This is a genomic window from Gemmatimonadota bacterium (genome assembly GCA_026702745.1).
GTDB lineage: Bacteria > JAAXHH01 > JAAXHH01 > JAAXHH01 > JAAXHH01 > JAAXHH01.
The window spans coordinates 1-13,876 of sequence record JAPPBT010000082.1; the positions used below are offsets into that span (position 1 = coordinate 1).

Annotated in this window: 11 protein-coding genes; 3 read left to right on the forward strand and 8 right to left on the reverse strand. The window is 62.5% G+C overall.

Annotated elements, in window-relative coordinates:
- The 6 genes from OXH56_13755 to OXH56_13780 form a co-directional block, all read right to left on the reverse strand.
- The coding region (locus tag OXH56_13755) for a leucine-rich repeat domain-containing protein (GenBank protein ID MCY3556373.1) at positions 1-1,360 on the reverse strand (1,360 nt) is incomplete at its 3' end.
- A gap of 98 nt (positions 1,361-1,458) precedes the next feature.
- Complete coding sequence (locus tag OXH56_13760; GenBank protein MCY3556374.1) at positions 1,459-2,052, reverse strand: hypothetical protein; 594 nt, start codon at positions 2,050-2,052, stop codon at positions 1,459-1,461.
- Positions 2,053-2,106: 54 nt separating this feature from the next.
- Entirely contained in the window at positions 2,107-2,751 is a 645-nt protein-coding gene (locus tag OXH56_13765; GenBank protein MCY3556375.1) for a hypothetical protein, read from the reverse strand.
- Between the two features lie 345 nt (positions 2,752-3,096).
- Positions 3,097-3,834, reverse strand: a complete 738-nt coding sequence (locus OXH56_13770) for a phytanoyl-CoA dioxygenase family protein (GenBank protein ID MCY3556376.1) — start codon at positions 3,832-3,834, stop codon at positions 3,097-3,099.
- Between the two features lie 110 nt (positions 3,835-3,944).
- Complete coding sequence (locus OXH56_13775; GenBank protein MCY3556377.1) at positions 3,945-5,042, reverse strand: aminotransferase class I/II-fold pyridoxal phosphate-dependent enzyme; 1,098 nt, start codon at positions 5,040-5,042, stop codon at positions 3,945-3,947.
- An 88-nt stretch (positions 5,043-5,130) separates the two neighbouring features.
- Positions 5,131-6,171, reverse strand: a complete 1,041-nt coding sequence (locus OXH56_13780; GenBank protein MCY3556378.1) for a fructose-bisphosphate aldolase class I — start codon at positions 6,169-6,171, stop codon at positions 5,131-5,133.
- A 262-nt stretch (positions 6,172-6,433) separates the two neighbouring features.
- Between OXH56_13780 and OXH56_13785 the strand changes: the two genes are divergently transcribed.
- Entirely contained in the window at positions 6,434-8,011 is a 1,578-nt protein-coding gene (locus OXH56_13785) for a gluconokinase (protein MCY3556379.1), read from the forward strand.
- A gap of 105 nt (positions 8,012-8,116) precedes the next feature.
- Positions 8,117-10,201 carry a transketolase gene (tkt, locus tag OXH56_13790; GenBank protein ID MCY3556380.1) on the forward strand — a complete coding sequence of 695 codons (2,085 nt, stop codon included), beginning with the start codon at positions 8,117-8,119 and terminating at the stop codon, positions 10,199-10,201.
- Here tkt and OXH56_13795 read toward each other — a convergent pair whose 3' ends face one another.
- Positions 10,202-11,206 carry a hypothetical protein gene (locus OXH56_13795; GenBank protein ID MCY3556381.1) on the reverse strand — a complete coding sequence of 335 codons (1,005 nt, stop codon included), beginning with the start codon at positions 11,204-11,206 and terminating at the stop codon, positions 10,202-10,204.
- 214 nt (positions 11,207-11,420) lie between these two features.
- Between OXH56_13795 and OXH56_13800 the strand changes: the two genes are divergently transcribed.
- Positions 11,421-12,719 carry a serine hydrolase gene (locus tag OXH56_13800; protein MCY3556382.1) on the forward strand — a complete coding sequence of 433 codons (1,299 nt, stop codon included), beginning with the start codon at positions 11,421-11,423 and terminating at the stop codon, positions 12,717-12,719.
- 7 nt (positions 12,720-12,726) lie between these two features.
- Here the strand turns inward: OXH56_13800 and OXH56_13805 are convergent, their stop codons facing one another.
- Positions 12,727-13,866 (reverse strand): Xaa-Pro peptidase family protein, encoded by a 1,140-nt coding sequence (locus tag OXH56_13805; GenBank protein MCY3556383.1) that lies wholly within the window; start codon positions 13,864-13,866, stop codon positions 12,727-12,729.
- Positions 13,867-13,876: the final 10 nt, after the last annotated feature.

Sequence of the window (13,876 nt, forward strand, 5' to 3'; positions counted from 1 at the left end):
ACCATTCCCGAAACTGGTCGTCGACCGGAGCACACACCTGAGTTCCCCCGAGGTCTAATGCTGATAGGTCAAGACCCGTGAAAGAACGTGGTATGGATGCAGAAAGCCCGGAATTGGATGAGAGATTCAGCACCTCAAGACGTGTCAGATCACTCAACTGGCCTGGAAGCAGCCCGCTCATGTTATTGTCCTGCAGGACCAGTTTGGTGACCTTCCCATCCGCATCGGTTGTTACGCCAAACCAGTCGCCAGGCGACGTGTAGCTCGTCCAGTTCGTACTGTTGGTCCAGTTCCGTCCATTCGTCCTCCTGTACAAGGCAATCAGCGCATCCCGTTCCGGACTGGTGCAATAGGCGGAAATGGATTTTGCCGGGATACCGCTGAGCCACTGGTGAAACGGGGTTGTCGGAGGTATGCATGTTTCGGTGCCGTTCAATCTCAGTCGTCGCAGTTGTGTCATTCTGGTGAATTCCGTGGGTAGCGGACCAGAAAGTTCGGTGTTTTCATCAAGTCTGAGCTCGAGAAGGTTTTCGAGCTGTCCAAGTTCAGAGGGTAAGGTTCCAGCCAACTGGTTCCTGCCAAGGGTCAGCACCGTGAGATTCCTCAACTGTCCGATTTCCGGTGGAATGCCGCCGGTCAGCCGATTGTTCCAGAGGCGCAAGACTCTGAGGTTCTTAATTTGTCCGATTTCCGGTGGAATATGACCGGACAAATGATTGCCCAAAAAGGACAAGTAGATTAGGTTTTTCAATTTCCCGATTTCGGCCGGGATCGATCCTTGAACATTGTTTAACCGCAATTCCAGCCTGGTTACCTCGCCCTGTGCGTTGGTCATAACTCCGAACCAGTCGCCCAGAGGCAAATCACTTAGCCAGTTCGACTTGCTTGACCAGTCCGGGCCGTTTGTAGCATGGTACAACGCAATCAGCGCGTCCCGGTCCCTACTCGTATCCGTGACCGTAACGTTCACGCTCGCCGAGGCGTTCCCCGCCCTGGCGGTGATCTGCGCGGCGCCGTTCATGACGGCGGTGACGAGTCCCTGGGAGTTGACCGTGGCGACGGCGGCATTGCCGCTCGACCAGGTAACGACCGCGCCCGGAACCGGCTGACCGTTCTGGTCGAGAACGGTGGCACTGAGTTGCGCGGTCTGGCCGATCGCCGTCAGCGTAGTCGTTGCTGGCGTGATCATGATGCGAGTTGGTACCTGCTGGGTGGGAGGAGGCGTCGGGGGCTGTGGCGGGGTGGGTTTTGTCGGACTGTCTTTGCCGCAGGTGGCGATCACCAGAAGCGCCAGTCCAGCGATGAGGATCAGCGAAATTCGGAAAGCAGCCGTCATCGATGGGTTTGTATGACTCGCCATGCGTAACCTCCGAATTCAACCGCATGAAACGCGTTCACCCGCGGCAGAGATTCGGCCATCAGGTCAGTCCATACTTGGCCTGGAGGTCGCAGCCACCTTCAAAACGTGAAACTTGCTCCCGCAAACACCATCGGCTTTTCGTTCCCACGCCGGGAAACGTCAAACCATGGACTCAAATCGAACTGTCCGGCAGAATTCGGCATGGTGATCCTGATGGAAGCCCATTCCTGGCGACGAATCAGCGAACCAACGACCAGACCACAAAGTCCGAGTCCACCTCCAAACGCGGCGGCTGTCAGTGTGGCCGTCTTGAAACTCAATTCATCGCAAAACTCGTCGCCGGTTCCCAAAGTCACGACTTCGCAGGCTTCATGAGTTAGCGCGCCGTAGAGTATACCTCCCGCGACTCCGACGCCTGCCCCATACACCAGACCTTCTTTCCAATAGCTTCGGGTCCCCAGACTCCGTTCCAGTTTCAGTACATCGCCGAATCGAACGAAACTGGTCGCGTTACCGGACCGGTTTAGTTCGAAGCCGTTACGGTCCACTGACACAACCGTGCCGGAAACCGATCCTTCCATCAGGGTTACGCGAAGAAGATCCCCAATGTCCTGTCCAAATAGAGGCAAAGGAGTGCCTGCACTGAACCCCCCAAGCCAGATACAAAAGAAGAGCGGTCGAAAGCGCTTCATAATGTGCCTCTCAGAAGTGTACGTGCCGCCTGTGAGAACATGGCTTTGCCGGTACTAATCCGATGTTTCTTCCATTTGTCTTATATCATAGTTGCCATAAATCTGCCTTACCAGGTCATTGCTGAGACTGCTGAGAGCATTCTCGACGGACACGGCGTATTCCTCCTTGGCCCCACCGAACAACGAGCCGCTGAAAAGACCTTTTCTTTGCGAAGCGTTGCCCACGCCGTTAGCCACGACGGTAGTTCGCATGATCATTTCACGGTCGTAGCATGTCAACTCGACCGAGATCGACGTCGTACCCCGGGCTTCATCCTGAAACAGGCCTTCTTCCGTGTCCAGCGACACTCTGGCTGCCAGGACCCTGGGTATTATCGCAAGGTCGAGACCCTGTTCGGCGAGGGCCGCGTCCGTGGGTTGCGAGTGAAGAACGTCAACTTTCGTAAAAACGCGCGACGTCGATTGCGAAATGATCGATACGAGAGACTCTCCAATCTGAAAGACGTATTTGTCAATATCCTCGGAGTCCGAGATGGCAAAATCCCGGACTTCGTCAGGGATGTAAAGCCCGACCCTTAAGTCCAATGCTCGGGCAATTGCAGCGGTCGGACTGATGTTGGGGTCCATGACTACTCTGTGCGTGCATCCTGACAACAAAACGAACAGAACGAGACAGATCGTTAGTTTCGGTTTAATCATGATGATTCTCCTATTTATGGAAACGGCCTCTACTGACGGTATCTTCCCCCACTCTTATCGTAACCTTTTAAGCTGTGACATTAGTTCAAATCCGACTATAGCACCGTGCCCATTGACCGCCGGGATATCGAGGCGGTCTTGGTTTGTCGGGTGTTTGCATGTTTGAAATAGAGACCTTAATGAGCAATAGTACAACATATCAATAATCAATACAATATATTATCAATTATTTGTATTTTGTGGGATGTACCGATGACACATGATCCTGCATCGGTCAAATCGTAGATTAACGGGAAAGATCAGGAGAGACTTACGGGGGAGATACTTAAAAGCGTCGACCTAAATTCACCCGAACGCCTCGGCGAACTTCCGCGACCGCGTGTTGAGCAGGCTGTAGAACCCGCGCACTTCAGGATCGGGGTGGTCGCGCCACAGGCCCGTTGGGATGGTGGTGTACTGGCTGAGGACGGGTCCGTCGCGATGGCCGTAGTAGACCTGGACGGACTTGCGTTCGTGGGTGGTTTTCCGTACGGTGGCGGCGTGGACCACGGACAGGTTGAAGAGGATGACTGTGCCGGCCGGTCCGTGGAGATGGATCCCGCCCCGCTGCTCGACCTGTTCTTCGATGTCCAGGATGGGCCCGTCGCAGGATTCGGGCGATATGGAAAAGCAGTGGGTTTCCTCGCTCACGTCGGACAGGTAGAGCATCATCTGGAGGTAGCCGCAACGGTAGGGCCGGTCGGTCATGTGGCTCCGGTCCCGGTGCCAGACCTCCACCGGGTCGCCTTCGTGCGGCGCCATGTGGCGCAGGCAGGCTTCCGCGAGGCAACTGGGTCCCTGGAAGATGGTCTCGATCGGGCCGATGAGCGCGGGGTGGCGGATCAGCCCGTCGAATTCCGGGGAGGAGATGAGCGGCTCGCAGTTCACGCTCTGGTGACCGTCGAAGGCGATGGGCCGCCAGAAATACCCCGTCTCCGACCGATCGCGGTCGTACAGTTCGACGAAGCGGCCGACCTCATCCGGGGTAAAGGGCTGTCCGAGACTTACGTAGCCGTTTTCCTTGAAAAATCCGAGATCGAACACCGTTGGAGCGTCCTCCTCCCGTCGGTTCCGGTGCACCTACCCCGGCGCGCCTGCCTCGTCCTGCCCGCCCCGGTCCGCCTTCTTCGGCGCGACCTCCTCAGGTCCGCAGCTTACGCCCCGTTCATGACGTCCCGGAACAGCTCGGAGAAGACGGCCCGGTCACCGGGCGTGCCTACCGTGACCCGGACCAGGCGGTCCAGTCCCGGCGCGGCGGGTTTTCTCAGGAACACGCCCCGTTCGATGAGGGTATTCATCACGGCGCCGGCCCGTTCGCCCGTACCGAAATCGAAGGCGACGAAATTGGTCTGGGAAGGCAGCGAGGATATCCCCGTGTCTTCGGCCAGTTCTCGATAGTTTTCTCTACCCGCTTCCACGGCTTTTACCACGCTCGCCACGAATTCCGGGTCGCGCAGGGAGGCCAGCGCGCCGGCCTGGGCTACCAGGCTCACGCCGAAATGCAATCGGACTTTGTCGAAGGTCCGGATGACGTCCCGGTGGGCGATGGCGTAACCGACCCGGGCGCCGGCCATTCCGTGGGCCTTGGAGAAGGTGCGCACCCGGATCAGCCGGGGATCCTCCACGTCGATGGGGAGAATGGTGTCCGGCGGCACGAAGTCGAGGTAGGCCTCGTCGAGAATGAAGAGGCAGTCGGGCGGCACGCGGTCCAGGAGATCGGAGATGGCGTTGCTGCCGTAGTAGGAACCCGTCGGGTTGTCCGGATTGGACAGGTAGAGGATGGAGGCCTTCTGTTTCGCGGCCAGGTCCGTCAGCGCCGTCAAATCGTTGCGGTCGTTGCGGTAGGGCACCGTTTCCAGCCTGCCGCCGAAACCGTCGACGTGATAGACGAAGGTGGGGTAGCATCCGAGGGACGCAGCGACCGCGTCGCCCGGGTCCATGTACATGCGGACGATCAGCCCCAGCAGGTCGTCGATCCCGGCGCCGAGGGTCACGTTCTCGATGTCCACGCCGTGCATCGCGGCCAGTTCGGTCCGCAGTTCATAGCCTTCCGGGTCGCAGTACCAGGCGACGCCTCGCGCGGCTTCGCTCATGGCCGCCGCGGCCCGGGGCGATACGCCGAAGGCGCTTTCGTTGGCGCCGATGCGCACCCGGAACGGTTTTCCCTGCTGACGTTCGATGGTCTCGGGACCCACGAAGGGAGTCACGGAAGGCAGGTTCTCGACGATTTCGGAGTAAGGGGGTCTGGACATCGGGTCGGGCGCGGTCGGGCTGGCCATACTGGTCATGCTGGCTATGCTGGCCAAGTTGGCCAGGTTGCCGCGGTTATTTGCCGGGACGCTATGCCGCGGTTTCCATGTCGGCGCTGTACGTGCCGGTCCGGGCGGCGCTGTTGCACATGGCACGGTGGAAAAAGGCTTCTTGACCCGCCTTGAAACGGGCGGGATCTCCACCCCATGCCCGCAGCGGGGCCGCCTGCAGGGCGCGGCCGTAGGAGAAACTGAGTTCCCACGGGAGCTCGCCGAACATGTGGTTCATGGCGTTCAGGTGCGCCGTGGCGGTCTCGGAAGACTGCCCGCCCGACAGGAAGGCGACGCCGGGTACCTCACGCGGGACGTTTCGCAGGAAATTGTTCACCGTGCGCCGCGCGACTTCCTCCACGGAAGCCTGCTCAGGACATTCCGAACCCGAGATGACCATGCTGGGTTTCAGGACGATCCCATCCAGCTTGACCTCGTACACGGCCAGGGCCTCGAACACTTGCCGCAGCGTGACGCCGGTAACCTCGTCGCACCGGTAGATGTTATGGTCGCCGTCCATCAGCACCTCGGGTTCGACGATCGGTACGATGCCGCATTCCTGACACAGGGCGGCGTAACGCGCGAGGGCATGGGCGTTGGCGTCGATGCATACGTCCGTGGGAATGCCTTTCCCCACGGTAATGACCGCCCGCCACTTGGCGAATTTGGCGCCCAGCTTACCGTACCGGGTCAGGCGCGCGCGCAGGCCGTCGAGCCCCTCGGTGACTTTCTCTCCGGGGAAACCGGCCAGGTCATGAATGCCGGTATCCACCTTGATCCCGGGAATCACGCCTTTGTCGGACAACAGTCTGGGAAAGGGCGTTTCGGCTTCGTCCAGGGCCTTCTGGCGCAGGGTCTCGTCGTAGAGGATGACGCCGCTTATGAATTGCTCCATGCCTTCGGTGGTGAACAGCATGTGCCGGTAGGCGCGGCGGTTCTCCTTCGTCGACGGCAGTCCGATGGCATTGAACCGTTGCCTTATGGTGCCGCTGCTTTCGTCCGCGGCCAGAATCCCCCTGTCCGGGGCGACCATGGCACGAGCGACGTCATTCAATTTGGAAGGCATCTTCTTGGAAGGCATCTTCTGCGACAACTCCTCACAGGTTTACTTCGGTATTGACTAATGTTTCATCGGTTTCGTAGAACGCTGTAAATAACGCGCCCGAAGCCCGCCTGTCAATCCTTTCTTGGCCGGTCGCTTTTGGCTTGAAACGCGATCCGCCCGACGATATAATACCGCCTGCAGCCCTTTCCCGCTCCCCGATCCGCGTCCGATGATCACGGCCGGTCCGCACTGCGCCGGGACGCGGTGATTTCATCGAACCGGATGTCAGGCATCGTCCATGCCCCGCGACACGATTCAGCCGTCCCGCGACACGATTCAGCCGCGCCCCGACACGATTCAGCCGCCCCGCGTGCTGGCCATCGACATCGGCACGTCGTCCGTGCGGGCGATCCTCTTCGACCGGACGGCCCGTATCACATCCCCCACATTTCAAAAATCCTACGACATGGAGACCACGCCGGACGGCGGCGTTTCTATCGACGCGGACCGCCTGGCGGCGGTGGTGGCTTCGGTGCTCGACGACTTCTGCGCCTGGGGAGGGCCGGCAGCGGGCGAACATCCGGCGGGCGGCCATTCCTCCGGCGACCATCCCTCAGGCGGCCGTCCCGCGATCGACGGCGTGGCCATGACCACGTTCTGGCACAATGTTGTGGGCGTGGAGGGAGACCGCGCCGTGACCCCGCTGATCAGCTGGGCCGACACGCGGCCGGGGACGGTCATCGCCGAACTGGCTGAGCGTCTCGAGGCCGCCTCCGCCCACGAGCGCACCGGGTGCGTGCTCCACGCGTCCTATTTGCCCGCCAAGATATGCTGGTTCGCCCGAAACGATCCCGAAACGTTCGCCCGGGTGGAACGCTGGATGTCCATCGGTGAATACCTCTTCCTCAAGTGGTTCGGCGCGCCGGCCTGCAGCGTATCCATGGCATCCGGCACCGGGTTGTTCAACGCCCACCGGTGCGACTGGGACGACGAGACGCTGGCCGCGCTGCCGGTGGCGCGGGACCAGTTGACGCCGTTAACCGACGTGGACGAACCGGTACGGGGCCTGCAAGGCGAATTCGCGTCCCGCTGGCCCGTCCTGGCCGGAGCGTCCTGGTATCCGGCCATCGGCGACGGCGCCTGCAACAACATCGGCAGCGGTTGCGTGGACGAGGACCGCATCGCCCTGATGGTGGGTACTTCCGGCGCCATGCGGATCATGAGGCGTGCCGCGGAGTTCTCGATTCCGGACGGACTGTGGTGCTACCGGTCGGACCGCCGCAGGATCCTCATGGGCGGCGCCCTGAGCAACGGCGGGAACGTCTACGGTTGGATGCGCGACACGTTGCGCCTGGCCGACGAGCAAAGGGTCGAGCGGGACCTGGGCGGGATGGCGCCGGACAGCCACGGCCTCACGGTGCTGCCCTTCTGGGCGGGCGAGCGCAGCCCGGGTTGGCACGACGTCGCCCGGGCGGCCATTACCGGCATGACGCTGCATACCACGCCGCTGGATGTCATGCGGGCCAGCCTGGAGGCCACGGCCTACTGTTTCGCGAATATCCATGACCGGTTGCGGTCCATCTGGGGAGATGCCGGCGAGATCGTCGCTTCGGGCGCGGGCCTGTTGCAGTCGCCCGTCTGGATGCAGATGCTGGCCGATGTCCTAGAGCGGTCCATCACCGCCTCGACCGTGACCGAGGCCTCGAGCCGCGGCGCCGCGCTGCTGGCGCTGGAGGCCTCCGGCGCGCTGGAAGACCTGGCCGCCGCGCCGGCTCCCCTCGGCAAGACCTATGAACCGGATCCGGCGAACCGGGATCGCTACCGGGAAGCGATGAAACGGCAGCAGGATCTGTACGATATGATGATGGACAGTTGAGGGGCCCGGTTGTATCTTAGCGGGCGTTCCGAACCTGGCGAACTTGAATAAACGAACCGCGCCAACGAACCGCGTAATCGAACCGAACCGAAAAGGACGCGAACCGTGTCAGAACACGATCTCGAGCAACGATGCATCAACACCATTCGCATGCTGGCCGTCGACGCCGTCCAGCAGGCCAACAGCGGCCACCCGGGCCTACCCATGGAAGCCGCGCCCATCGCCTACGTGCTGTGGACGCGCCTCATGCGGTACAACCCGAAGAACCCCGACTGGTCGAACCGCGACCGCTTCGTGCTCTCCGGCGGGCACGGGTCCATGCTGCTCTACGCCATGCTTCATCTCACCGGCTACGACCTCTCCCTCAATGAGATCAGGAACTTCCGGCAGTGGGAGAGCCAGACGCCCGGCCATCCCGAATACGGCGATACGCCCGGCGTAGAGACCACCACGGGACCGCTCGGCCAGGGCATCGCGAACGCCGTGGGCATGGCCATGGCCGAGGCCCACCTGGCAGCCCGGTACAACCGCCCCGGCCACGAGATCATCAACCACTACACCTATGTCATCGCCAGCGACGGCGACATGATGGAGGGCGTCGCCTCCGAGGCCTGTTCTCTCGCTGGGCACCTCGGCCTGGGCAAGCTGATCGTCCTCTACCTGGACAACAGCATCACGATCGACGGCGGCACGGACCTGGCCTTCTCGGAGAACACGGGCCTGCGGTTCGATGCTTACGGGTGGCACGTGCAGCGGGTCCTGGACGGCAACGACCTCGCCCGGGTCGAAGCCGCGGTCGAAATGGCGCGGAACGAGACGGAACGTCCCTCGGTCATCCTGTGCCGCACGGTCATCGGCTACGGCAGTCCCAACAAGGCCGGCACGTCCAAGGCCCACGGCGAGCCCCTCGGCGAAGAGGAAGTCGAACTGACCAAGCAAAGTCTCGGATGGCCGTTGAAACCGAAGTTCCTCGTCCCGGAGGACGTGCGTGACTGGTTCCAGCAGATGGTCCCGTACGGCAAGGGATGGGAACTGGCCTGGCGTCAGGCCGTCGATGCCTACGCGGAAGCCTTTCCGGAACTTGCGGAGACCTGGAAGCAGGCCATGTACGGCGAACTGCCGGCCGGCTGGGACGAGAACCTTCCGGCCTTTTCGCCCGACCAGGCGGACATGGCCACGCGGCAGGCGTCCGGCGTGACCATCAACGCGCTGTCCCAGCGCATCCCCGGCCTGCTGGGCGGCTCGGCGGACTTGGCCGGGTCCAACAACACCATGGTGGAGGCCGAATCGAACTACGCCGCCGGCAACTACGCGGGCCGCAACCTGCACTTCGGCGTGCGCGAACACGCCATGGCCTCCGCGCTGAACGGGATGACGCTCCACGGGGGCCTGCGCCCCTACGCCGGCACGTTCCTCGTGTTCTCGGACTACATGCGGCCGGCCATTCGCCTGGCGGCCCTCATGGGCATCGCGCCGGTCTACGTCTTCACCCACGACAGCGTGGGACTGGGCGAGGACGGCCCCACCCACCAGCCCATCGAACATTACATGGCGCTGCGGGCCATCCCCAACCTGACCTTGATCCGACCCGCCGACGCCGCCGAAACGGCGGAAGCCTGGGTGGCGGCGCTAAGGCGCACGGACGGCCCCGTCGCCCTGGCCCTGACCCGGCAGAAACTGCCCGTGCTGGACCGGGAAGGACGGGCGTCGGCATCGGGCACGGCACCCGCCGAGGGTCTGGCCTCGGGCTCGGGTCTCGCGTCGGGCTCGGGTCTCGCGCCCGCCGACGGCTTGCACCGGGGCGCCTACATCCTCGCCGATGCCGACGGAACACCGGACGTGATCCTCATCGCTTCCGGTTCGGAGGTCCACCTGGCCCTCGAGGCCCGGGAAACGCTGGCTGGTGAAGGGGTGGCCGCGCGCGTGGTCAGCATGCCGAGCTGGGAACTGTTCGAAGCGCAGACCGAGGAATACCGGGAATCCGTGATACCGGCGTCCATCACCGCGCGCCTGGCCGTGGAACCCGGCGTCACCCTTGGCTGGGAGCGGTACGTGGGCCCGCAGGGAGACGTCATCGGCCTCGAACGCTTCGGCGCATCGGCGCCTTACCAGGACGTGTTCGAGCACCTGGGCTTCACGGCGGAAAACATCGCCGGCAGGGCGAAGGCACTGGTTACAGCAAGCGGATAATCAGAACCCCACCTCCTTGAACACCTCCAGCGGTATCTCGCGCTCCAGGTCCTTGATGTACTGGTAGTTGGTGTCTACGACCCGGTATCCCATGTTCGTGTACAGGAGAATGGGCCGGGGGCTGCCCGTGTTCGCCTGGGTGGTGGCGTGGCGGTATCCGAGCCGGCGCATTTCCCTGAGCAACACTTCCATCATATATCGTCCGAACCCTTTGCCCTGCTCCCCCTCGCTGACCCGCCCTCCCACCGGGCTGCCTTCGATGGAGAACCACGGAATGTAGAAGGTATCCTGCGCCTGGAGCGACCGGCAGAAATCCCCCAGCGACTGGGCGAATCCCTGGCCGATGCACTGATCTCCCCGGAAGAGCTGGAACTCCATGTTGGGCAGCCTGCCGCGACCGGGACGGACTTCGAACCGCGAGGTCACGCCGGGGTCCGGCAGTACGGGATCGGGTACGGTGAATTCCGGCAGTTCGAGGAGGATGATCCCCCGCGTAATGCGGTAGTCGTTCATACAGAGTAAGGCGCCCACATGGCCCATCCAGTCGGATTGGAACGCGTGGCAGAAGCGATGGAACCGGTAACCGAAGTAGCTGAAGGCCCGTATCTGGCCGACACCGAAATCCCGCAAGCGCGCTTCCGCCGCTTCCAACAGCGCCTGCCCGGCCGGCCTCGCCCCGGCCCGGTAGTGAAAGAACCGGATGAGACCGATGCGGTCCTCCAGCAACTCCTCGATCGGATGGAGGCCGATGCGGTCGTGCTCCTCGCCCTTGCGGCAGACGGCCACGTGGGCGAAACCTGCGACGGCGCCGCCGGCGTCTTCCGCCACCAGGATCGATTCTTCCGAAAGGTCTTCGTAGGGCTTGTCCTCCTCTTCATGCCACAGAACACCGGTCCGGAATTCATCCTCGGTGACCGGATAGCAGTACGGCATCCCGGAGAACTGTTCAATGTAGAAGTCTGTAAGGACGGACGCCTGATCGATTTCGAGAGATTTGATTTTCATGGTGGATGGGTCCTGGGGTGATGGCCGCGTTCCGAATGCCACGTTCCGAGTGCCGCGTTAGCCGAGGCACTCAACTGATACGCAAATGGATGCATGAATGCGGACCTGCATGAAGGTTCCTGGCCGGATGTTCATTCACGGGTTTTCTGCAATTAAGCGTGAATGGATTAGCATAACCGCATCGTCACTACAACCCCCAAAAGGAACGGAAATCATGTTGTCAACATTGTCAATATATAATAGCCGCCTTCTACTAACTCTGCTCGCGGCGTCTCTCCTCTGCGCGTCCGCCGCACCGCGGGCTTTCGCACAGACCTTTGTCCCGGCCACCCCCGAGGAGGCGGGCGTTTCCTCCGAACGGCTGGCGCGGATCGATGCGGCGCTTGAAGCCTACGTCGAGGAAGAACAGCTGCCGGGCGCCGCGCTCGTGATCGGGCGGCGCGGACACGTGGTCTACGCAAAGGCCTTCGGCTACCGGGACCGCGAGGCGGGGGAACCGCTCGAGATCACGGACCTGTTCCGGATCGCCTCGCAGACCAAGGCGGTCATCTCGGTGGGCGTGATGATCCTCCAGGAGCAGGGGCGCCTGCTGATCGACCAGGACCTGGGTGACTTCATCCCGGAATTCGACAGCACGACCGTCGCCGTTGCAACCGAGGACGGGGGCTATGAAGTAGTCCCCGCCGATCGCAAGATCACCGTGCGCGGCCTGCTCACCCACACGGCCGGCATCGGGTACGGGTGGGGCCCCGGCGCCAGGGCCTGGGAGGAGGCCGGCATCGTGGGCTGGTACTTCGCGGACCGCGACGAACCCATAGCCGATACCGTCGAGCGCATGGCGGATCTGCCCATGGCTGGCCAGCCGGGAGAGGCGTACGTATACGGCTACGCCACGGATATCCTGGGCGTGGTGATCGAGCGGGCCTCCGGCCTGCCGCTGGACGAATTCCTGCGGGTCGAGATCCTCGAGCCGCTGGGCATGGTGGATACGTATTTCTATGTGCCGCCGGAGGAAGCGGACCGGCTCACCGTCGTGTATTCGGTGACGGATGAAAAGGGGATGGAGCGCGCGCCCGATCCGGGCCACATGGTCGGACAGGGCATGTATCTCGAGGGTCCGCGCAAGAGCTTCTCGGGCGGCGCGGGGCTCGTCTCCACGCCTGGGGATTACGCCCGCTTCCTCGAGGCGCTTCGGCGAGGGGGCACGCTGGACGGGGCGCGCATCCTGTCGCCCAAGACCGTGCAGCTCATGACTGTCGATCATGTACACGACGCGTGGCGGGGCGACGGCGGCGGGTTCGGCCTGGGGTTCGGCATTACGAAGGAGATCGGCTGGAGCGGATTGCCCGGTTCTCCGGGCGCCTACAACTGGGGAGGCGCCTATCACTCCACGTACTGGGTCGATCCGGCGGAGGAACTGGTGGTTTCCTATATGACGCAGGTCATCCCCGCCCAGGGTCTCGACGACCATCAGCGCATCCGGGCGCTCGTTTACCAGGCGCTGGTGGACTGAAGCGGCGTTACAACTCGAAAACCTTCTCCAGCCGCGTCAGGTTATCACAACCGTTTTCAGTTACGACCACATTGTCTTCGATCCGAACGCCTCCGCCCAGATCGGGGTAGTACAGGCCCGGTTCGACGGTCACGACGTGGCCGGCAACGAGGACCTGTGACACCTTCGATATGCGGGGCGGTTCGTGGATTTCCAGGCCGAAGCCGTGGCCCGTGCCGTGGAAGAAGCCCTGCATGCGGCCGTTCTTCGCGCCCGTCTCGTAACCCCTGCTTTCGAACAGCCGTTCCACTTCACCGTGGATTTCCCGTCCGTCCACCCCGGCCCGGACCCGCGAAAGCGCGATTTCCTGTCCTTCCAGCACCGTATCGTACAGCCGACGGAACGTGTCGGACACCGGCCCCTTCACCACGGTGCGGGTGATGTCCGCGTAGTACCCGGTCTTCGTGGACTTGGGAAACAGGTCGAAGATGATGGGCTCGCCGGCGCGCAACGGTCCGGAACCCCCGTTGTGAGGTTCGCAGCCCTGGACACCCCCGGCGATAATCGTGTGCTGGGCGATGCAGTCCCGTTCCAGCAGGTAGACGTGGATGCGCTTCCGGAGGTATTCGGAAGTCAGCGGCCCCTCCGGCCCGTGGAGCAGGCCATCCTTCACGGCAGCTTCAGCCAGTATGCCGAAGGCCATGCGCAGGGCGTCCTCCGTGTGGCGGGAGGCGTTCGAGATGGCCGATACCTCGTCGTCGGTCTTCACCGGGCGCCGGTCCCAGAAGGGGTCCTCCTTCGACGCCACCGTGAATCCCCGATCCCGAAGCTTGTCGGCGTAACCCAGGGGGAAGCTGTTCGGCACGCTGACGCCCTTCACTTCCCGTTCCCGGAGCAGTTCGACTACGGCGTCCACGAGTCCCGGATCCGCATTGCCGCTCTTCTTCGCGCGGTTCGAATAGTCCGTGAGCGATACAACTTCATCGACCTTCGACTGTGCCCGCGCGCGGTCTATTTCCAGGTCGCTCATCATGATGGTCGTCCGGCCGTCCACCTGCAGGAAGGTGAAGGGATCGGGGACGAATAGACCCGCGGCGTACAGCATGTCGGCGTTCAACTCACTGTCCGCGATGAGCAGGACGGCCTCGTTACCGGGTGAAGCGGTCATTCAGTTGCCT

Bases quoted from the DNA above. Each gene is read 5' to 3' on its own strand.
- OXH56_13760 (MCY3556374.1), bottom strand. From the start codon at position 2,052: ATGAAGCGCTTTCGACCGCTCTTCTTTTGTATCTGGCTTGGGGGGTTC.
- OXH56_13765 (MCY3556375.1), bottom strand. From the start codon at position 2,751: ATGATTAAACCGAAACTAACGATCTGTCTCGTTCTGTTCGTTTTGTTG.
- OXH56_13775 (MCY3556377.1), bottom strand. From the start codon at position 5,042: ATGTCCAGACCCCCTTACTCCGAAATCGTCGAGAACCTGCCTTCCGTG.
- OXH56_13780 (MCY3556378.1), bottom strand. From the start codon at position 6,171: ATGCCTTCCAAGAAGATGCCTTCCAAATTGAATGACGTCGCTCGTGCC.
- OXH56_13785 (MCY3556379.1), top strand. From the start codon at position 6,434: ATGCCCCGCGACACGATTCAGCCGTCCCGCGACACGATTCAGCCGCGC.
- OXH56_13795 (MCY3556381.1), bottom strand. From the start codon at position 11,206: ATGAAAATCAAATCTCTCGAAATCGATCAGGCGTCCGTCCTTACAGAC.
- OXH56_13800 (MCY3556382.1), top strand. From the start codon at position 11,421: ATGTTGTCAACATTGTCAATATATAATAGCCGCCTTCTACTAACTCTG.
- OXH56_13805 (MCY3556383.1), bottom strand. From the start codon at position 13,866: ATGACCGCTTCACCCGGTAACGAGGCCGTCCTGCTCATCGCGGACAGT.